This window comes from Prosthecobacter fluviatilis, from assembly GCF_055388355.1.
The window spans coordinates 3,369,429-3,390,217 of sequence record NZ_AP043782.1 but is presented as its reverse complement, the minus strand read 5'-3'; the positions used below and the strand labels follow the sequence as shown (position 1 = coordinate 3,390,217).

The 20,789-nt window shown below is 60.6% G+C and carries 17 protein-coding genes; 11 read left to right on the top strand and 6 right to left on the bottom strand.

Features of this window, described 5'->3' with window-relative positions; all coding sequences use genetic code 11:
* The first annotated feature begins 6 nt into the window (after nt 1-6).
* The 10 genes from ACZ5WW_RS13015 (at nt 7) to ACZ5WW_RS12970 (ending at nt 10,137) form a co-directional block, all read left to right on the top strand.
* A complete protein-coding gene (locus ACZ5WW_RS13015) occupies nt 7-1,047 on the top strand; it encodes an amidohydrolase family protein (RefSeq protein WP_377168228.1) in 1,041 nt (346 codons plus the stop codon).
* A complete protein-coding gene (locus tag ACZ5WW_RS13010) occupies nt 1,044-1,865 on the top strand; it encodes an NAD(P)-dependent oxidoreductase (RefSeq protein ID WP_377168226.1) in 822 nt (273 codons plus the stop codon). Before ACZ5WW_RS13015 ends, ACZ5WW_RS13010 begins: the two co-directional genes overlap by 4 nt.
* On the top strand, nt 1,862-3,094 hold the full coding sequence (locus ACZ5WW_RS13005; RefSeq protein ID WP_377168224.1) for an MFS transporter: 1,233 nt from the start codon (nt 1,862-1,864) through the stop codon (nt 3,092-3,094). Before ACZ5WW_RS13010 ends, ACZ5WW_RS13005 begins: the two co-directional genes overlap by 4 nt.
* Nucleotides 3,095-3,122: 28 nt before the next feature.
* On the top strand, nt 3,123-4,532 hold the full coding sequence (locus ACZ5WW_RS13000; RefSeq protein ID WP_377168222.1) for a hypothetical protein: 1,410 nt from the start codon (nt 3,123-3,125) through the stop codon (nt 4,530-4,532).
* A 17-nt stretch (nt 4,533-4,549) separates the two neighbouring features.
* Nucleotides 4,550-5,308 carry a ThuA domain-containing protein gene (locus ACZ5WW_RS12995; protein WP_377168220.1) on the top strand — a complete coding sequence of 253 codons (759 nt, stop codon included), beginning with the start codon at nt 4,550-4,552 and terminating at the stop codon, nt 5,306-5,308.
* Nucleotides 5,309-5,314: 6 nt separating this feature from the next.
* Nucleotides 5,315-6,799, top strand: coding sequence for a hypothetical protein (locus ACZ5WW_RS12990; protein WP_377168218.1), 1,485 nt, complete (start codon nt 5,315-5,317; stop codon nt 6,797-6,799).
* A gap of 8 nt (nt 6,800-6,807) precedes the next feature.
* Nucleotides 6,808-7,566 (top strand): LamG domain-containing protein, encoded by a 759-nt coding sequence (locus ACZ5WW_RS12985; protein ID WP_377168216.1) that lies wholly within the window; start codon nt 6,808-6,810, stop codon nt 7,564-7,566.
* Nucleotides 7,567-7,604: 38 nt separating this feature from the next.
* The gene (locus ACZ5WW_RS12980) at nt 7,605-8,378 is read left to right on the top strand and encodes a ThuA domain-containing protein (protein ID WP_377168214.1); all 774 of its coding nucleotides are present in this window, start codon (nt 7,605-7,607) and stop codon (nt 8,376-8,378) included.
* An 88-nt stretch (nt 8,379-8,466) separates the two neighbouring features.
* The gene (locus ACZ5WW_RS12975; RefSeq protein ID WP_184339763.1) at nt 8,467-9,273 is read left to right on the top strand and encodes an SDR family oxidoreductase; all 807 of its coding nucleotides are present in this window, start codon (nt 8,467-8,469) and stop codon (nt 9,271-9,273) included.
* Between the two features lie 6 nt (nt 9,274-9,279).
* Nucleotides 9,280-10,137 carry a fumarylacetoacetate hydrolase family protein gene (locus tag ACZ5WW_RS12970; protein ID WP_377168212.1) on the top strand — a complete coding sequence of 286 codons (858 nt, stop codon included), beginning with the start codon at nt 9,280-9,282 and terminating at the stop codon, nt 10,135-10,137.
* Between the two features lie 67 nt (nt 10,138-10,204).
* Here the strand turns inward: ACZ5WW_RS12970 and ACZ5WW_RS12965 are convergent, their stop codons facing one another.
* From ACZ5WW_RS12965 to ACZ5WW_RS12945, 5 genes are all read right to left on the bottom strand, one after another.
* The gene (locus tag ACZ5WW_RS12965) at nt 10,205-14,134 is read right to left on the bottom strand and encodes a LamG-like jellyroll fold domain-containing protein (protein ID WP_377168210.1); all 3,930 of its coding nucleotides are present in this window, start codon (nt 14,132-14,134) and stop codon (nt 10,205-10,207) included.
* A gap of 9 nt (nt 14,135-14,143) precedes the next feature.
* On the bottom strand, nt 14,144-15,112 hold the full coding sequence (locus ACZ5WW_RS12960) for a DUF6807 domain-containing protein (RefSeq protein WP_377168208.1): 969 nt from the start codon (nt 15,110-15,112) through the stop codon (nt 14,144-14,146).
* Between the two features lie 22 nt (nt 15,113-15,134).
* Nucleotides 15,135-16,412, bottom strand: coding sequence for a metal-dependent hydrolase family protein (locus tag ACZ5WW_RS12955; RefSeq protein ID WP_377168206.1), 1,278 nt, complete (start codon nt 16,410-16,412; stop codon nt 15,135-15,137).
* Nucleotides 16,413-16,424: 12 nt separating this feature from the next.
* Nucleotides 16,425-17,201, bottom strand: a complete 777-nt coding sequence (locus ACZ5WW_RS12950; protein WP_377168204.1) for an AraC family transcriptional regulator — start codon at nt 17,199-17,201, stop codon at nt 16,425-16,427.
* A 112-nt stretch (nt 17,202-17,313) separates the two neighbouring features.
* Nucleotides 17,314-17,676, bottom strand: coding sequence for a hypothetical protein (locus ACZ5WW_RS12945; RefSeq protein ID WP_377168202.1), 363 nt, complete (start codon nt 17,674-17,676; stop codon nt 17,314-17,316).
* A 234-nt stretch (nt 17,677-17,910) separates the two neighbouring features.
* Between ACZ5WW_RS12945 and ACZ5WW_RS12940 the strand changes: the two genes are divergently transcribed.
* Complete coding sequence (locus tag ACZ5WW_RS12940) at nt 17,911-18,237, top strand: RNA recognition motif domain-containing protein (RefSeq protein ID WP_377168200.1); 327 nt, start codon at nt 17,911-17,913, stop codon at nt 18,235-18,237.
* An 87-nt stretch (nt 18,238-18,324) separates the two neighbouring features.
* Here ACZ5WW_RS12940 and ACZ5WW_RS12935 read toward each other — a convergent pair whose 3' ends face one another.
* Complete coding sequence (locus ACZ5WW_RS12935; protein ID WP_464694146.1) at nt 18,325-20,742, bottom strand: tetratricopeptide repeat protein; 2,418 nt, start codon at nt 20,740-20,742, stop codon at nt 18,325-18,327.
* Nucleotides 20,743-20,789 lie beyond the last annotated feature (47 nt).

Genomic DNA, 20,789 nt, shown 5'->3' with positions numbered 1-20,789 from the left:
GACTCCATGAACCGCCGCCATTTTCTCAGCGCCACTCTTGCTGGCAGTGCAGCAGTCGCCGCTGCAGCACCGCCCAAGGGCATCATCGACTGCCAGAGTCACCTCTTTTTTCCCGAGGTGCTCGACATGATGCGCAAGCGTAAAACCGAACCGCTGGTGCATGACGACAAAGGCACCGTCTTTCTCAAGATGGGTGACTGGCTGCGCAAGGTGCCGCCTTTTTATCTCGATGTGGATGCCAAGCTCGCGACCATGGACGCCAGCGGCATCGAGATCACCATGCTAAGCACAAACGACCCCGGCCCCGAGTGGTTTGGCGCGGACGGTGCGGCGGTGGCGCAGCTGATTCATGACTCTCTGGCGGCGGTGATCGCAAAGCATCCCACGCGCTTTCGCGGACTGTGCGTGCTGCCGCTGCAAAATGAAAAGGCGGCGGCCGAAGAACTGGACCGCTGCGTGAACAAGCTCGGCTTCAAGGGCATCCTGCTCTATACCAATCTCGCCGGAGCGTGGTGTGATGAGCCGCAGTTTCACTGGCTTTATGCGCGGGCGGAGGAGCTGGGAGTGCCCATCCTGCTGCACCCCGCCAAGCCAATGACCACGGAGCAGGTGAAGGGGTATGAGCTCACCAGCACGCTGGGCAACATGTTTGTAAACACCATCGCCATTGCCCGCATCATCGCCAGCGGATTGCTGGACAAGCACCCGAAGCTGAAGCTGGTGTGTCCGCATTTGGGCGGCACGCTGCCTTACATCAGCGGACGCATGGACCATCAGCTCACGGTGCTGAAGCGTGGGCCGCAGAACCTGCAGCGCAAGCCCAGCGAGTATCTGCGCAGCATCTACATGGACATCGTTTCGCCGTTGCCGGAGGCGATGCGCTTTGCGCTGGATTTCAGCAGCGCGGACAGGCTGCTTTTTTCCAGCGACCATCCGTGGGTGGAGCCGAAGGAGATTCTGGAGCCGCTGCGCTCTCTGAAGCTTTCTGCGGACGAGGAGCAGAAGATTCTCTCTGGAAATGCACGACAGCTTTTTGGCCTGACATGAGCACAGTGACCAGCAGCAGACCCGGCGTCATCGGCATGGGCCTGATGGGAAGCGCCGTGCTGAAAATGACCGGCGCGAGCTGCGGCTGGGACGTGGATGCCACGCGCTGCGTGAACGCAGCCACGGCTCAAGAGGTGTTTGAGCAATGCGATGTGGTGTTTCTTTGCCTGCCCAACTCCCACATTGCGAGCGATGTGGCAAGAGGCGTGACATTGAAGGCGGGCCAGATCATCATTGATACGACCACGGGCGATCCGCGTGAAATGGCAGCGCTGGGGGCTGAGCTGGCGGCGCTGGGTGTGCACTATCTGGATGCGACGGTTTCCGGCAGCAGCGTGCAGCTTCAACAGAGGGATGTGCTGGTGATGGCTGGCGGGGATGCGGCGGCGTTTGAGCGATGCCGCGAGTGGTTTGCCTGCTTTGCCCGAGAGTCCGTGCATGTGGGGCCCTGTGGCAGCGGGGCAAAGATGAAGCTGGTGACGAACCTCGTGCTGGGCCTCAATCGTGCCGCACTGGCGGAGGGGCTCGCCTTCGCGCAGCAACTGGATCTGGACCCGGCTCAGACGCTGGATGTGATGCGCCGCAGCATGGCCTACTCCCGCATCATGGACACCAAAGGGGAGAAGATGATCACGCAGGATTTCAACCCGCAGGCGAAGCTCTCGCAGCATCTCAAGGATGTGCGTCTCATGCTGGCTGCGAGCGCGATCCCGCTGCCACTGAGCGAGGTGCACCGTGAACTGCTCGAAAAGGCTGAGGCACTGGGCTACGGCGAGGCGGACAACAGCGCGGTGATCCAGGCGATTTTGAAATCATGAGCAAAGCCCAACGCTATCTGGTGCTGGTCACCGTTTTTCTAGGACTCGTCTTTGATGGCGTGGAGCTCGGGCTGATGCCGGTGGCATCGCTCTCAGTGTCGAAAAGCCTGCTGGGAGCAGGCTTCACTCCTGAACTGGGAGGAGAGTGGTTTGCGCGTTTCACGGCAGCGCTGATGCTCGGCGCGGCGATCGGCGGCATCGTGCTGGGAAGCCTAGGAGATCGCGTGGGGCGTACGCGGGCGATGGGGGTGTGCATTTTGTTTTATACTATCTTTGCCGCCATGGGGGCGTATGCGCAGACGCAGGAGCAGATGCTGGTGCTGCGCTTTCTGGTGGGGCTGGGAGTGGGCGGCTTGTGGCCCAATGGCATTGCGCTTGTTTCTGAGTGCTGGTCCAGTGCCTCGCGGCCGCTGGTCTCCGGGGCGATGATGGCGGGGCTGAACGTGGGCGTCCTGGCGCTTTCCCAGGTGGCACGGCAGTGGCACATCACGCCGGAGTCCTGGCGGTGGGTGTTTCAGTTTGCAGGTGTGCCGGCGCTGCTGGGAGTGTTTGTGCTGGTGGTGCTGCCAGAGTCGCCCAAGTGGCTGGCTTCGCGTGGCATGTCCAAAGCTTCGGTGACGCCGCTGCGCGAGCTGTTTCAGCCGAATCTCATCCGCTTCACCTTGGTGGGCATCCTGCTGAGCGCCATCCCGATGATCGGTGCGTGGTCGGCCAGCAAATGGATGATCCCGTGGTCTGACAAGATCGCCGGAGCTGCACATGCCGACTACAAGGCGGCGACCCAGGGCTGGTGGGCGCTGGGGGCCACGCTGGGCAGCCTGCTAGGCGGACAGTGTGCAAACTGGCTGGGCCGGCGGCTGAGCTACTGCCTCATCAGCCTTGCCACAGTCAGCATCACCTGCGCGATGTTTCAGATGACGGCACCGCTGGAGGCTTCGTTTCATCCCATCGTGTGTGCGCAGGGCTTTGTGGCCACGTTGTTCTTTGGCTGGCTGGCGCTTTATCTGCCGGAGCTGTTTCCCACACGTGTGCGTGCCACAGGCAGCGGGCTGGCGTACAATTCCGGACGCTTTGGTACGGCCGTGGGAGTGCTGGCTGCGGGGTTTCTTTTCTCGGCGCTGGGCGGCGATTACGCACGGGTGGGCGCCATCTGTGCGTCGGTCTATGCGCTGGGGGTGATTGTCATCTGGTGGGCGCCAGACACAAAGGCTTTGGAGTTGGCCGATTGAGTCCGCCTCGTGTGACCGTATGGAGAGGATGCGCCAGCTCCTTTTTGCCATCTGCACTCTTTTTTCGACCGCATATGCGGCTGATCCCTCCGGTGTTTTCAAAGCCGGTGCGGCCACCAGCAACATCACACCGGAGCTTGGCACCTCCATGAACGGCGGGTTTCAGGACCGGCAGGCAACTTTTGTACATGATGAGCTGCACGCGCGCTGTCTTGCGCTTGACGATGGCAAGACGAAGCTGGTGCTGGTGGTTGCGGACAGCTGCGTCATCGGGCGGGGCATTTTTGATGAAGCGAAGAAAATGGTGAACGAGGCCACCGGGCTGCCGATGGAGAACATGCTCATGTCTGCCACGCATTCGCACTCGTGCGGCACGGCGCAGGCGGTGGGCCAGAGCGAGCCGAATCCGATGTATCAGCGTTTTCTGGCACGTCGCATCGCCGATGGGGTGCGCTGCGCTCTGAACAATCTTGCGCCTGCCAAAATCGCGTGGGGAAAGGTGGATGTGCCGCAGCATGTCTTTAACCGCCGCTGGAAAATGAAGCCCGGCGGCATCCCCGCAACGCCTCATGGCGTGACCACGGATCAGGTGAAGACGAATCCCGGAGTCAACAACCCGAACCTCCTGGAGCCAGCCGGACCGACGGATCCTGAGGTGTGCTTCATCAGTGTGCAGTCACCCGAGGGAAAACCCATCGCGCTGTATGCCAACTACTCGCTGCATTATGTCGGCGGCACAGGGCCGGGCCATCTTTCGGCGGACTACTACGGTGTCTTTTGCAGCCGGATCGGCGAGCTGCTCGGCGTGGGGAATCAAGACCCCGCCTTTGTGGGCATCATGTCCAACGGGACCAGCGGCGACATCAACAACATCGACTGCCGGGGAGGGCAGGCGAAGCAGCCGCTTTATGGGCAGATCAATCTCGTCGCGAAGGATGTGGCGCAGGCTGTCGCCGGTGCGTGCAAGGCGCTGAAGTATCAGGACTGGGTGCCGCTCGGAGTAGCCCAGAAGGAGGTCGCGCTCGGTCTGCGCATCCCCACGCCGGAGGAAGTGGAGAAGGCACGCGCGGTGACGAAGCAGTCCAAGCTTTTTCCACGCATGGAGACGATGGAGCAGGTGTATGCGCGTGAGACCGTGCTGCTGGCCGACTTTCCCAAGGAAGTCTCGGCACCCCTGCAGGTGCTCAAGATCGGCGACCTGCGTGTTTCAGCCATTCCTGCCGAGGTTTTTGTGGAGATCGGGCTGGGTTTGAAGAGCCGACATGCGCAGACTTTCACCGTGTCCCTGGCCAATGCGTACCATGGCTATCTTCCCACGCCGGAGCAGCACAAGCTTGGCGGCTATGAAACCTGGCGCGCCAGATCCGCCTGCCTCGAAGCCGATGCCTCGACAAAAATCGTCGCAGGGCTGGAGGAGCTGTTTGCAAAACTTCAGTAATATCTATTCACGCGACTATGAAATTCATTCTGCTCTGCTTCGCGCTGCTTACCTGTGCTGCATCTGCTGCCAACATCGTCGTCATGACGGTGGAAGATCCCAACAACTACGAGGCTCCGCGCACGATGCGTGAATTTGCGGAGAAGGAGCTGCGGCCGCTCGGGCATCAAGTCACAATCATCGAAGGGGACAAGCCGCAGCCGCATCACTTTGCCGGACTCATCGAGGCGCTGAAAGAGGCGGATCTGCTGGTGCTTTTCTCGCGCCGTCGCTTTCCGCCGAAGGAGCAGATGGCGGCCATTCGGGCGCACCTTGCCGCAGGCAGGCCTCTGCTGGGCATTCGCACGGCCAATCATGCCTTCATTCCCAAGCCCAATGAGACTGTGGATCCGAGTCTGGCCCCATGGCCGGAGTTCACGCACGAGGTGCTGGGTGGCGAAAACACCGGGTATGAAACAAAGGGGCTTCCTTACAGCGTGAGTGTGGCTCCGGGTGCGGAGACAAGCGTGCTTCTGAAGGGCGTGAACACCGCCGGCATCCAGGGGTATCAGTCGATGTACAAAGTCCTGCCGCTGGCCGCTGATGCCACCCCGGTGCTCATCGGTACCGCCCAGGCTGGGGCTGTCACGCCGCCGCAGCCGGTGGCATGGGCACGCACCTATGGCGCTGGGAAAGCGCGGATTTTCTATACCAGCCTCGGAGCACCTGAGGACATGCGCAGTGCCGATCTGCAGCGGCTGCTGCTCAATGCTGTGGGGTGGGCTTTGCAGAAATAGCGCATCATGAAAATCATCTGTCTGCTCCTTCTCACATGCGTGGTCACGGCCAGGGCTGAAATGCTCGCTGGGGTGGCCAAGGTTGACATCACTGACCGCACTGGTCCGGTGAATGATCCGTGCTTTGCCAAGGCGCTGGTGCTCAAGAACGACGACACCACGGCGGTGGTGATCACGCTGGATGCGGTGGCGGTGGGAGGCATCGGGCGCATTGGCAATGGCTTCATGGCGACGGTGCGCGGCGGACTGCGGGAGCTGGGCATCGCGCCGGAGAATGTGGTGGTCAATGCGAGCCACTGTCACGGCATCGTACGCGGAGATCTGGAGCCGCTGGTCATCCAGGCGGTGAAGCAGGCGGCACAGAATCTGGTGCCGGTGAAGGCGGGCAGCGGCGAAGGGTCTGAGACGCGCATCAGTGAAAACCGGCGGCTCAAAATGAAAGACGGCAGCATGGTGGACATGCGGCGCGCCTACTCGATGCCACACGACGAGGATGTCGCCAGCGTGGGGCCCATCGATCCGCAGGTGGCCGTGCTGCGGCTGGATCGCACGGACGGCACGCCGCTGGCTGTGCTCTACCAGTTTGCCTGCCATCCGATCATGAACCCGCCCAGCAAAGGTTGCTCGGCGGATTATCCGGGCTTTGCCTCCAAAGTCATCGAGGAGGCTCTTGGCGGTGGCGCGATGGCTTTTTTCATCCAGGGGTGTGGTGGGGACATCAATCCGGTGCGCTACAAAGAGGTCTCCCGACCAGCCGATGCCGAGCCGCTTGGCGCCATGCTGGGTGCCACGGTGCTGGCCTCTTTGCGGAAAATCGAAACCCAGGCCGGTGCGCCTCTCAAAGTGAGCAATGAGACCATCGCCCTGCCGCGTGCGGCGGATTACACAGCGCGCATTGCCAACATCGAGGCGGAGCAGAAAAAGCTCGTGGCCGCGCTCAAGTCCACCAACATCAACTTCAAGACCTTCCTACCACTGCTGCTGCAGCACAAGCTCTGGCCGGAAACGCCGTCGCATTATTCGCAGAGCTACCTGCATGACCAGTCATTGGATCGGAAAGCCATCCCCCAGCTTGATGCCGACAACCGCGCGCTGGTGGAGAGCTACCTGGCCAACATCGAGATCATGGAGCGGCTCACACGGTTGAATGCCAACCTCGCACTGCTGAAAATGCACCTGAAGCAGACCGAGGCAGCCGCCAGCCCAACGTTGGATGCCGAGGTCTGCGGGCTGCGTGTAGGCGACTTCAAGCTGGTGACCTTCCCCGGAGAAGTCACAGTACAGGTGGGACTGAACATCAAGAAAGCCGCGAACGACGCCCGCGCCTTTGTCTCCGGCTACACCAATGGCTACATCTGGTACACACCCACTGTGGAGCAGCGCCTGAACAGCGGCTACGCGCAGGAAGACTGTGACACGCTGGTCGCACCTGAGTGGCAGAAGATCTTTGAGACGAAGGCGCTGGAAGTTTTGCGCAATCTCAGCCGATAAGCTTTTTCATGAAATCATCACTCTTGCTTCTGTTTGCCGCATTCACCTGCTCCGCCTTGGCCGCAGAGGATCTGTCAAAGACGCTCATGACCACACGCGGCAAGCTGCTGGTCAGCGAGGACTTCGCGTCGCCGCTCGCCCCTGTGGTGGGCAAGCCGGTGGGGTTTGCCAGCGGGTTTACTGGCTGGCGTTATAATGCTGGGACTGCGGGTGGAAAATCGGGATATTGGAAACTGGCCGACGGAGTTTTCACCGGAGTGGAAAGCCCTGGGGCCAATCATCCGGCGACAGCTTCGTTCGGCTTTCAATTCACCGACGCCATCATTCAATGCGAGGTGAGGCTGAATGACGTGCCCGATGAAGGCCGCAAATACCGCTCTTTGTTTGTGAAGGCGACGGATGCCAAGGACTACGTGATCTCGCTGAGCGTGGGACCGGGCGGTCTGTTTCTGACGCCGTATGATGCGGAGCGCATCAATCCCACGACCAAGCAGCGGGAAAAAGGAACGGCGGGCCGCGCGCTCACGCCCGTCAAACTCAACGAATGGCATACTGTGGTCCTGGAGATCAAAGGCTCGGAAGTGGTGGGCACGATTGATGGCAAGAGCACCACGCTGAGCAATCCGCTGATTGGAACCGCGAAACACAGCATCATGCTCGGGGCCGGCACTGAGGCGAGCTTTCGCCATCTGCGCGTGTGGGAGGCGCTGCCCAACGCAGACTGGACCACAGCCAAGGCGACACTGCAGGCAGCCGTGAAACCTTGAACTGTCAGTCACTGCAAACCGGCATTCCATTTAACCTCATGAACTTGTCTTCTCTCCTCCGTCTCCTGCTCATCATGGCTGTCGCTTTCGTGTGGCAGCTCCAAGCCGCCGAACCAGCCCACATCGTCATGATGATCGGCGAGGACGAATATCATACCTGGGAAACTCTGCCGGAGTTTGCCGCCAAAGAATTGAAAGCCGCGCCTTATCGCGTCACCATCATCCAAGCGGACAAAGCCGATAAGAACCAGTTCCCGGGGTTTGTGGAGGCCGTGCGCGATGCCGATCTCCTTTTCATCAGCGTACGCCGCCGCACTCCGCCGGTGGAGGTGATCCATGCTGTGCGTGCTCATCTGGATGCAGGCAAGCCGCTGGTGGGCATTCGCACGGCCAGCCATTGCTTTGCGCTGCGTCCCAAGGAGCCGGAGCCCAAGGCCGGGCTGGGCATCTGGCAGGACTTTGATCCCCAGGTGCTGGGCGGCAACTACACCGGTCACTATGGCAAAGATCCTGCCGCTATCACCGTGATCCCGGGTGCGGAGTCGCATCCCATCCTGCGTGGGGTGGTGGTCTCCGAGCTCATCGGGCATGGTGGCCTGTATAAGAACACACCTCTCCAAGCCGGCACGACGCCGCTGCTGAAGGGAACACTGCCAGGAGCAGAGATCGAGCCTGTCGCGTGGACTCATCTGTACGGTGGCCAAAAGGCCCGGGTCTTCTACACCTCGATGGGGCATTGGGATGACTTCAAGCTGCCTGCCTTCCGCCGCTTTTTGCTCAATGGCATCGCCTGGGCGCTGGAGAAGCCCTGACATTTTTTCTTCGCCACAGTGGCTGTGCAGCCTTGAGCACCGTCACTCGCTCGCCATAGGAAGCGGCTCATTACCCCCCCCGACAAACATGCGACTTCAAGACCAGGTCATCCTCATCACCGGCAGCTGCACGGGCATTGGAGAATTCATGGCGCGGCGCTTCGTTGCCGAAGGCGCTCGAGTCGTCCTTCACGGACTGGAAACCGAGCGCGGCGAGGCCTTGCGGCAGGAGCTTGGCACTGACAAAGCAGCCTTCTGCCAGGGCAACCTCGCAGACCCGGAGGTCCCGGCCAAGCTGGCCGCCGATGCCATCGCCGCCTTTGGTAAAATCGACGCTTTGGTGAACAACGCGGCGATGACCAATCGCGCACGCATCGCCGAGACGGACGCTGCCATGTTTGACCGCATCATCGCCGTGAACGCCCGTGCGCCCATGCTCCTCATCCGCGCGCTGCTGCCCGAGCTGAAAAAGAACCAGGGCGTGGTGCTGAACATCGGCTCGGTGCTGGCCCACTGCGGCCAAGCCAATCTGCTGGCCTACTCCATGTCCAAGGGCGCGCTCATGACGATGACACGCAACCTGGCCGATGCGCTCGGCACCGACCGTGTGCGTGTGAACCAGCTCAACGTCGGCTGGACCCTCACAGAGAACGAATACAAGGTGAAGCTCGGCGATGGCCTCGGCGAAGGCTGGCCGGAGCGACTGCCCGCTTACGCCGTGCCCATGGGCCGTCTGCTGAGGCCTGAGGACATCGCCGCCGCCGCTGTGTACTGGGTGAGCCGCGAGAGCTTCCCAGTCACCGGCACCGTGGCCGAGCTGGAGCAGTATCCGCTCATCGGCCGCTACACCAATCACGAGGGAGATCCTCTCAAACAACAAGATCACACCAACTAAACCACCATGAAACTGATCCGCTTTGGAAACCCTGGAGAAGAAAAACCCGGCCTGCAGCTGGAAGATGGCCGCCGTATCGACGCGAGCGCCTTTGGCAGCGATTACGATGAGAAATTCTTCGGAGGAGACGGCCTTGAGCGTCTGGCCGCCTGGGCAAAGGCAAACGCCGCCATGGCACCAACCGTGTCCGCTGAAACTCGCCTTGGCCCCTGCATCGCCCGCCCGAGCAAGATCATCTGCATCGGCCTGAACTACGTGGACCACGCCAAGGAGAGCGGCATGCCCATCCCGGCGGAGCCCATCGTTTTCTTCAAGGCCACCAGCGCCATCGTGGGACCGAATGACAACGTGGTCATCCCACGCAATTCCAAGAAGACCGACTGGGAAGTCGAGCTGGCTTTTGTCATCGGCAAAAAGGCCAGCTACGTTTCTGAAGCAGACGCCATGAGCCATGTGGCCGGCTATTGCGTGCACAATGACTACAGCGAGCGCGAGTGGCAGCTGGAGCGTGGCGGCCAGTGGGTGAAGGGCAAGAGCTGTGACACCTTTGCGCCCATCGGTCCCTTCCTCGCCACCAGCGATGAGATCCCTGATCCGCAGAACCTGAAACTGTGGCTCAAGCTCAACGGCAAGACCATCCAGAACAGCAGCACCGCACAGATGATCTTTGGCGTGCAGAAGCTGGTGAGCTACCTGAGCCAGTTCATGAGCCTGCTGCCCGGAGACATCATCACCACCGGCACACCTCCCGGCGTTGGTCTTGGATTCAAGCCTGATCCTGTCTTTATGAAGCCCGGCGATGTGATCGAGCTGGGTGTCGAAGGCCTCGGCGTGCAGGGGCAGACGGCGGTGGCGGCTGCGTAAAAGTCGTTTCGCGCTTTATCTTATCAGGAGGCCGCTCAAATGAGCGGCCTCTTTTTTATGCAGAGGGTTATTCAACCTTCAGCACACCGTTCATCACCATCCAGTGTCCAGGGAAGGTGCAGAGGTAGGGGTAGTCGCCCTTTTTCTTGGGGGCGGTGATGTGAATGGTGAAAGACTCCTTTGGATTGGTCATATCGGTGTAGGCGAGCACGTCGTCGGAGTCGGGTACGTAGTGCTTGGCCAGGCCCTGCGGGTCGGTGATCATGAGGTTGGCCAAGTTGCCGACCTTTTGCAGCGTGCCCGGTTTGGCGAGCATCCAGTTGTGTGGCACCACGTCGGGATTTTTGAAGACGATGGTGAGCTTCTCACCGGCTTTCGCTGTGAGCTGCTTTTGCACGTATTGAAGTCCCAGCGCGGCCTCGATGATGACTTCACGTCCGCCTTCGCCCTTGGCCCACGGGTTGGGCTTGGCGGACTTCGGAGCTTCCATGCCGATCTGTGCAGCATGATTGGTCTTGGCGATCTTGGTGTAGCCAACGAAATCGGTGAAAGGCTCTGCCAGAGCATGTGCCGTGAGGAAGACATCATGGCCGGTGCTCAGGTGCAGATGGATCTGGCTGGCGGTGACGATCTGCGGGATTTCGAGGAAGAGCGTTTTGCCACCATCGAGCTTCTGCACGCTGTGGATTTCCAGTGGATCGTGGCCGGGAGTGTCAGCATATTTCACGGAATATTCCGGTGAGCCATACTGCGGGCCGTAGCGGTAGTTCCAGCACTGCGCAAAGCAGGTGGCGGCCTCGGCGTTCTTCACGGGCTGGTTGAAGCGAAGCAGTACGCCGTTGTCCCGGGCTTCGAAGCCGATGAGCACGGGTTTTTCACCGCCGGTGAAGCGCACACGCTGGAAGCAGCCGTCCTTGGGTGTGTAGCTGCCCCAGCCCTGCATGCCGTTCACGTAGAGATGACCGTCATTGGGATTGAAGCGCGCGCACTGCGGGCCGGAGTCGAAGTTGCCGCTGATTTTCACGGTGGCAGCCTGCCAGCGGCCTTTGACGTTCTGCCGCATGACGAGCCATGCGCTGCCACCACCGGAGGAGAGGTGGACGAGATTGCCGTTGCCTACGAGTGAAGCCCATGAGTGTGGTATGTCAGTCCACAATGTTTGAGGTATGAAAACTTGGCTGCTGGCGCTGTTGTCCTCGCCACGCGGAAGGTACATGAGCACGGGCTCGGGGGGCTGGCCGTTCCTTGGGCCGCCAGCGCCGAAGTGGGCGCCGAGATTGTGATCCAGCTCGATCTGGAAGATGGAGGAGGCCGGTGTCCAGTCGCCTTCCTGCCCGCTGGTGGTGACGAAGTGGCCGTCCGGCGAGATGCCGAGACCGTCCGGATTGCGGAAGCCGGTGGCGAGTACTTCGAGCTTGTCCCTGCCGGTGATGCGGCACACGCCTTGATTGCCGGAGGCGAAATACCAGCGGCCTTCCTTGTCCGTCTCCAGGCCGACGATGAAGTCATGACCACCAGGAGAGGTCTGCATGGCATTGGTCACGCAATCGTAGAAGTCGGCTTCGTCGTCGCCATTGAGATCATGCAGGCAGGTGATCTGATCACGGCCGAGGACGTAGAGCTTGTCCTTCACGATCTTCATGCCTAGCGGCTGATTGAGGCCGGTGGCGAAGCGCTTCCAGCGGATTTTTTCGAGCTTTTCGTCGATGCCCTTCACCAGCCAGACCTCGCCGGTCATGGTGGCGATGGCGGCGGTGCCATCGCTGAAGAAATCATGCGCCGTGATGAAAAGGAGTGCTCCGTAGGGATTGTCGAAGGGCAGCTCGATGGTGTCAGTGGCGAAAGGCTGCTGCGTGCCGAGGTTGCCCTTGGTTTCGAGCCACTGAGGCCATTGGGCGGGGAACTCTTTGACGAGTTGAACCTGCTCGCCACGGACATTCCAAAATGAGTCACCCACTTTGAAGATGACGGCCTTGCCCTGGCGATAGAAGCCTTGGTACTGCCCGTTGAGTTTGATGGATGGCTTGGATGCCACTTTTCCATCCATCGCAGCGCCGCCCATGAACCCATGGCGGTGATCGGTGAGCTTGATGAAGCCTCCAGTCCAAGTGATCGGGAATGAAAGCTTCTCGCTGTCGAAGACATAGGAAGTATCACCTTCGCGGACGCACACGGCTTTCGGAATCGTCAGGCCTGCACCTTTGAAGACACAGCTGAACACCGAACCGTGATCGCTCTCGGCGAAGCGGCCATCTTTCCAAGTGACCTGGTCATTCTGATTGCCCCAGTGGCCTTGCTGGCCGCCATCGAGGCCGGGGAACTGTGGCAGCAATGCCGGGAGCGTCTTCTGCTTCATGAACTGGAGCGCTTGCTTGCCGTAGAAGTCGAAGACACGCTCGCGGTTCACGAATTCCTGCCAATGCACGTTGTCTTCAGGGTTGAGGGGTTTGCGGTCCGGTGTGAAGGCGGCGGGCGGCGGGGCCTTGGGCGGCAGGATGGCATCCAGGTGGTCGAAGTCCCAGAGGCCGATGGTGTTGTCCATGCGCAGGCGCGGGCCGTTGCTTTTGCGCGGCTTCATCACGCCGCGGGCGATGCGCACGTCGTCCAAAACACCATCACAGCCGATGGTGCCTTCCACGAGGCTGCCGAAGGCAATGCCACCTGCCTTGGGCATGCCCTTGAGGGGCTGCACGGACTTCTCAAGCACCTGTTTGCCATCAATCCAAAGGACAACGTTCTTCTCGTCGATGCTGGCCAGCAGGTCATGCCACTTGCCGTCGCAGATGTTCACCTGGGAGTCGAAGTCACCGCCGCGGCCTGGCATGTAGAGCGCCAGCGTGCCGCGTTTCGCATGGGTGTAGAGCTCCCAATGCGTGGCGGAGGATTTGGCGTCTGAGGCAATAAGGATGTTGAAGTGCTCTTTGCTGTTCAGCTTCGCGCGACACTCGATGGTGATGGGCAGCGTGCGGAAGGGTTCGTTGTCCTGCTCAAAATAGCTGCCTTTCAGAGCCTCGCCGAATTCCTGATTGATGGAGGGCACGCCCTCGCCGGTGATGGGGGGCTTGGCTATGAAGCTGGCAGCGGCTGGCTTGTCATTCCATGTGCGGTATTTTGGCTTCGGTCCGGGCACGTTGTCATCTAGCTGGGGAATCAGCCACGCGAGCCCGTCGAGATTGTCCAGCAGGCGGCCTTCAGCGTCTTCATTCGTGTGGTTCAGAATGCCGATGGGACCGTTGTAGCCGCTGGCGCGCACGATGCGCAGCACCTTCACATCTTCGGTGCCCACACCGAGAGGGAGGATCTTGCGGCCCTTCGCCTCGCCATCGATGTCCATGCCGTTGAGGTTGAAGCAGAGCAGGTGCGGCAGCATGCGTGGCAGCACCTTGGCAAGGCGATCGAGATGACCGTGGCCGTGGTGAAGGTTGTACACCATGCCGATGTTCTTGATGCCCTTGGCCTTCAGAGCCTCCACGATGGCGATGGCGTTTTCAGGTTCGCCATACCATCCGCCGTGATTGTAGAGAGCCACCGGGCAGCCCAACGGGGCGGCGGCTTCGCAGATCGGCTGGAGGCGTGCGACCTCTTTTTCCACGCGTGCTTTCTGATCCGCTTCGTCCTTCACCTGGATCGCGCCGCCGTTGCCATTGACCCACAGCTGAGGATGCACGCCATGGCGCTTGAAGAGTTCTAGTGTCTGCTTCGCTTCGTCGTTGAGCACCGTCGGGAACCACCAGCCCATCAGCTCGATGTGGTGCTTTTTGAGTGCGTTCAGTTCGTCGTCCCACTGGGGAATGTGCTCTTTGCGGTAGTCATAGACGAATTTTTTCACGCCCATTTTTTCCAGCATGGCCGCACGCTCCTCGGGTCCGCGCTTGCCCGCATCAAAGGGCACGATGCACCACGCGGCGAGGTTGGATTTGTCGAAAAGAGTTTCGGCTGCCTGAGTTTGGCAAAGGGCAGCGGCCAGCAGGGTGATGGCGAAAAGGCGGGAGAGCATGGGGAAGGGTTACTTGGTGGTGGAATAGGCGGCCCACTGGGCCTCGATCCATTGAGCATCAGGGGCACCGTCGAAGACGAGGATGCGGTACTTGGAGATGTAGGGTTTGCCGGGCTCGATGGACCAGTCTCCATCCTGCGAAGGAGCGATGCAGAGCTGCGGATTTTTGGGATTGAGGCGCAGGGGCTGCGGGAAGCGGAAATTGGAAGGATGAATGAGGATGACCATACCGGTGGATGCGCCATCCACCTGACCACCGATGTGAACCCACTTGCCTTTGGTGGAATCTCCTTTGACGCGGTCATACCCTTCGCTGGTCAGCATCGTCACGGCATCGACCGGATTCCATGCCAGATTTCCGCGCACGCCCAGGCCGCCGTAGTGATACTGGGGCAGCTTCAACGGTTTGTCCGTGGCGCAGGTCTGGGTGCTCGTGAGGTCGATGATGTTCGCCAGCTTTCCATCCAGCTCCTTCTGCGCCACCGTCACTTCCCAGGTTTCGTTCAGCACTTTTTGATCAGGCGTGTGGCTGTGATCCAGGAAGACATGCTCGCTGGTGAAGCCGCCGCCCTCAGCACCGCCCCAGCTTTTGTCGAGTTTGGCAAAGCGCACTTCGGCGAGGATCTGGTCGCCGCTTTTGTTTTTGCCATCTCCTTTGCCCTGGTTCCAGAAATCGGGGTGCGAGTCGCCAAACTCGGTCTTTGTCCACGCCATCCAGATGCCGCGATGCCAGCGGTGATCTTCGGGATGATTGCCTGTCACCAGCTTGCCGCTCGGCGAGTAAACCGGATGCAGGTGTGCTCCGTGTTTGAACACAGCGGCCACGCCTTCAGGCACCTCGCCAGCCTCCATCTGATAATCGCAGATCGTTTTGCCGCCGGTGCTGAAGTTCAGTGCGGAGCCCTGCTTCTCCACCTGGATATCAGCGGCGAAAGTGGGCGCGGCGAGGAGAGCGGCGAAGAGAAGGGTTGGCTTCATGACGATGGAACGACCCGCTGTATCACAAACTCGCAGGCTTTACGAGTGTTCCCGCTTTCACCACGCCGCCCTGCATCACGGCCATGAGGTTGTCGCGGTTTTCGAGGAGGGAGATGTCTGCGAGCACATCACCCGCGACGACGAGCACGTCCGCCAGTTTGCCTTTTTCGAGAGAGCCGATCTCCTCTTCTCGGCCCATCATCTTCGCACCGCCGAGCGTGGCGCACTTGAGGGTGTCCAGCGGAGAAAAGCCCACATAATTGACGAAGAAGGTCAGTTCCTGGGCGTAGGTGCCATGCGGTGTCCAGGCAAAGCCGTAGTCGCCGCCGAGGCCCATGGTGCCGCCGGCCTTCAGCACCTTGCGGCAGCTTTCCGCCCCGGCCTCCAGGGTTTCCTGGTGACCGTCGAGCACGCGCTGGGAGAGGCCGAATTCCTTGCCACGCTGGACGCTGAAGAGTTCAAAGCCAAGGCCGGGGCACATCGGCACGTTGCGCTTCAGCAGCAGATCCAGGCACTCGTCATCCATGAAGGTCCCGTGCTCGATGGCGTCATAACCGGCTTTGAGCGCATTGCGGATGCCCTCAGTAGCGCGGCAGTGGCCGGTGACCTTGAGGCCGTGATTGTGTGAGGTTGCGACGACTGCGTGCATTTCCTCAAAGGTCATGCACAGGGTGTGGTGGTCGTTGATGTCCGGAGAGGCGGCATCTCCGGTGGGGTAGGTTTTCACCCACTCGATGCCGTCTTTGACCAGCTTGCGCACGGCGGTGCGGGCCTGCTCGGGACCATTCACGATGAAGACGATGCCCTCCATGCCGATCCGGCGGTAATCAGGGTTCCAGTCCATCAGCCCGCCTGCACCACAGATCTCGCGGCCGCTGGCGCTGAGGCGCGGGCCGGGGATCATGTCCTCCTCGATGGCCTTCTTCATCCACACGTCGATGTTGTGCAGGCAGCCGCCGCTGCGTGCCGCCGTGTAGCCGCACTCCAGCGCGGTCTTCGCATTTACGGCAGATTGCAGCGTGACGTATTCGACGGGGAACTTGATGTCGAGATCCTGCAGCTCGGAGACATTGAAGTAGGTGAGGTGAATGTGCGCCTCGATGAGTCCCGGCATGATGGTGCCGCCCTTGGCATCGATCACGCGTGCGTCAGGGGCGGCAGGCGGCGCGTCGGCGGCAGGGCCTGCGTAAGTGATGATACCGTCGGTGATGATCAGCGCGGCATTGGGAATGGCGGGCGCGCCCGTGCCATCGACGAGCTGGCCGTTTTGGACGACGGTTGTGCCTGGTTGGAGCTTCATGGTGAGTGAATGCTATCGCTTTGTCCGGCGCGGGGATAGAACAGGAGCGGCAGGGCTTGGAACATTCGCGGCGGCGTATTTTTCGCGGTACGCCCCCGGGGTGAGGCCGGTGACGCGGCGAAATTCGCGCGTGAGGTGGCTCTGGTCCGCGAAGCCACAGCGCAGGCCGGTGGCGGAGATGGATTCGCGCGTGTCCACCAGCAGACGGCAGGCGGTCTGGATGCGCAGGCGCCGCAGGTACTGCTGCGGCGGCAGGCCATACTCGCGGAGAAAGCTGCGCTCAAACGCCCGTGCGGACATGCCCACGGCGTGCGCCATTTCCGCATTGGTCACGGACTCGCCCAACCGGCGCGTCATCAGCGCGATGACGACACCGAGGCGGATATCTCCACGCTGGTCGATCTGCGCCGCATCCAGCATGCGTGTGATGCCTGCGGTGCCGACGACACGGCCCCTGGCATTGCACACCGGTTTCTTGGTCGTGAAGCACCACGCTGCCGTGTGGTCAAAGCGACCGACGAGTTCCAGGCGGCCCTGTACCGTCTGTCCGGCCAGCACCGCCTCATCGCCTGCACGGAAATGCGCCGCCAGATGTGGGGGCGAGAGGTCGTCGTCGGTTCGGCCCAGCACCTCCTCAAGCTTTTGCATGCCATAGTTCAGCATGAAGGTACGGTTCACCCAAAGGTAGCGGCGCCTTGCATCTTTGATCCAGGCCTGCACGTCTGGCAGCGCGTCAAAAAGATCGCGCAGGGCATCGGCGGCAGATGTGGCGGCGGCTTCGGCTTTCACAGTCGGGAGATTAACAGGAACGGATTTTGATGGCACTCCGAATCATGAAGGCATGAAAAAAGCGGAGCCGCTGGCCGCAACTCCGCTTTGAGAAGGAAATGAAAGCTCCCGGTTACTGGCGCACTTCCTTGATGTGCTTGTCAGGTGCGGCGTCGAAGGCGGCCTTGCTGGCGGCATCTGCAAAGGCGACCTGACGAGAGTAGGTGACGGTGATGGCAGGGTCAGATTTCTTTTTGCTCAACGGGCACTGGCCGGCGGTGGCTGCAAGGATATTGCTGAGATATCCCTTGGGAGCGGCGGTAAACTGGGCTTTGCAGCGGTTGCAGCAGACTGCCACGGTCTTCGAATAATTGCTGGTGATTGCCGGATTCGCCGGTTTGCCCGAGATAGGGCAGACGGTGTTAAGCGGTTCGGCGGCAGGTGTCGCGCCAGCCAGCAAGCCAAGGGCGGTGATGAGGGTGAAAACGAATTTCATGGAGGGCATAGCCTGTCGGATACGAATGCACGGATCTTCCGCAACCGAAACCTTCATGCCAGCACCCCCCCCTTTGCCGGTGTGCTCTGACACCCTGAATTGACACCCCTAGGAGGCGGGCCTATCTTCACTTCCGTATGCATCTCGAATAGACTGCATGCAGGGAGCATCAGGTGCCTGCCATGACCTGTTCTCTGACACGTGCTCCATGGCCAAGCTTCAATACCTGATGCGATGAATCTCTACGTGAGCAACCTGCCTTACTCCCTGACGGACGAGGATCTGCGGATTGAATTTGCCGCTCATGGTGAAGTCTCCAGCGCCCGCCTGGTCAAAGACCGGGAGACGGGTCGCTCGCGTGGCTTTGGTTTTGTGGACATGCCGCTTGAAGCCGATGCACTGGCGGCAATCAATGCACTGAATGGCAAGGAGGTAGGCGGGCGAGCGCTGAGGGTGATCGAGGCGCGGCCGAGGGAGGAGCGTCCGCCGCGGAAGCATGAAGGTGACAGCCGCAGCAAACGCGAACCGCGTGAAGGCTGGAGCCGTGACAAAAGGTCTTGAATCAAAAAAGGGCGGCACGGAACGCCCTTTGTCCTGATGAGGATGCAGGCAGGCCGCATGCAGAGCGGCGAAGAAGCAGAGCGCTCCTTATTTCGGCTGATACTTCGGATAACGCTGCTGAAGCTGCTGCAGCATCTGCTTCGCCTTGGCTGAGTCTCCGGCTTTCTCCAGCACCTGCGCAGCTTTGTGGAGCGCGTTGGGGGTGACATCGGGGTCATCAAAAAACTGGCTGGGCACGGCGTATTTGGCGGCGGCGTCCTTCCATTTGACCATGGCGGCCTCCTTCTGACCTTCAGCCGCGAGCTTGTCACCCTGCGCAGCGTAAATGTCGCCTTCGAGGATGAGCAGTTCGGCCTGGAGGCGGCCGTCTTTGACGACCTGCAGGGCATCCTGAGCGACCTTGTCAGCTTCATCAAAAAGCCCTTTGCCGAGCTGGGCGCGGCCTTTGGTCAGCAGCGCGCGTGAGCGCGTGGCGGTGTCGGGCTCTGATTTGAGGAAGTTGTCTGTGGCCTGAATGCTGGCGTCGTACTGCTGGTTTTGGAGCTGCGCCATGCCAAGGTAGTTCCACACCACGGGCTCGGTGTTTTCCGGGTTTTGCGGAGTGACGGCGAGCTCGAGGAAGCGTGCTGCGCGTTTGTAGTCGTCTCCGCTGTAAAGTTTGAGCCCGAGCCATTTTAAAATGTTCGGGGGGACCGAGCCGTCGGGTTTGGACTGGAGGTAGGAGTCGATGGTCTTGGCGAGGTTGTCGGCGTTTTGGCGCGCGTAGTCACAAAGGATGATCAGCTGGCTGGATTTTTCGAGGTAAGCTTTGCTGTCGAGCTCGATGGAGCGGCGCAGGGCGGGAACGGCCTTGTCATAGATCTTCTGGTCGAAGTTTCCCCGGCCGATGCCGTAGTAGGCTTGTGCAGCAGCGGTGGTGGTGGGGAATTTTTTGAGCAGTGTCTCAAAGGCGGTGATGGTGGCCTTGGGGTCCTTCTGCTCCATGGCGATGAAACCAAGCTGCAACCACGAGAGCTCGCACGCGTCGGATTTGGGGAACTCCTTGGTGACGTGTTCAAAGTCGGCCTTCGCCTTGGGCAGATCGCGGGCGTCACGGTTTGCAAGGCCACGGCGGGCGTAAGCCTTGGGAAGGAATTCGTGGCCGGGATTTTCACTGATGAAACGGGTGAATGTGCCGACGGCTTCCTGGTTGCGGCCTGCCTCCCCCTGCGCCCAGCCCATGTTGAAGAGCGTGCCTGGGCGCAGCTTTTCGGGCAGTTTTTCGAGGGTGACCTCGTTGTAGCTCTGCGCCGCCTGCTGGTAGTCGCCTTTGTTGAAGTAAAAGTCGGCTCGGATCAGGCGTGCCAAGGCCAGATATTCATGGTCGGAGTGCTTTGCCGCATGCCGTTTGATGAAGGCGGTGGCGAATTCGCCCAGGTCCTTGTCATTGAGCAGGTAGAAGCAGTAGAGCTTCCAGTAGCCTGCGCTGAAGGCTTCTTCGGTGTCGGCGTGGTACTGTTCGATAAGCAGGTAAACTTCGACGGCCCGGGCATAGCTTTTGCGCATGCGGTGCGCATGGCCGACGAGGAGCAGCATCTTGGCCCTGGAGGCACCCTGGGGGAGGACCTCAGAGTTTTTGTTGTAGTAGTCGATGACACCGTCGTAGTCGCCCTTGGCATACAGGGCCTGAATGATGCCTACCAGGGAGATGCCCCGGTTTTGCTCGCTGGTCTCAGGCATCCGCAGAGCCTTCTCAAACATGGCGATGGATTCCTCCGGCTTGCTGAGCTCTGCGTAGAGGACGGCGGCGCGAATGCTGGCCTCTGCCACGATGGCGCGGTCAGCACTGGATTTGACGAGTTCGTCAAAAATAGGCAGCGCCTCGGCCTTTTTGTCCTGGCCGAGATAAATGCTGCCAAGTGTGAGCAGCGATGTTTCGCGGTAAGGATTGTCCGTTTTTACAGCGATCACGCTGTTCAGGGCTGCGGTCTGTTTTGCCTTGTCCCCGAGCATTTCATACGCGCGGCTTTTGTTGTAGGCGGCAGCCAGGCGGACTGGGGGGCTCTTGGTCTTGCTCTCGGCGAAGCCGAAGAATTTGGCCGAGTCTGCGAACTTGGAATCGTTGAACGTCATTGCGCCGAGGCGGTAGGCGCATGATGGAGCGCCCTCGCTTTCAGGGTAGCGGTTCACGACTTCCTCATAGTAGCCGGCGGCCTGCTTGAGCTGGTTCTGCTTCATGTAGCACTCACCAATGCGGTAGAGCGCCTCCGGCACCTGCCTGCCGCTGGGGTACTGCTGAAGGTACTTGGCGTAGGACTGCGAGGCCATGCCCCACTCCTGGCGGTCATAAGCCAGAGTGGCAAAATCAAACATGTCGTCATCAGGCCCCTTGGTCTTTGGGGCCGCGTCCGGCACGGGCTGCGCCTTGGGGGGCGGGCTTACCGGAATGGCCTTTGGCACGTCATCTTCGACAGGGAGCGCACGGGGCGGCGCAGGCTGCTGAGCCATGGATGAAAAGGCCACCATGCAGCAGAGCGCAGGAATGAAACAGGGCGCATGGCTGCGCGAGGCGG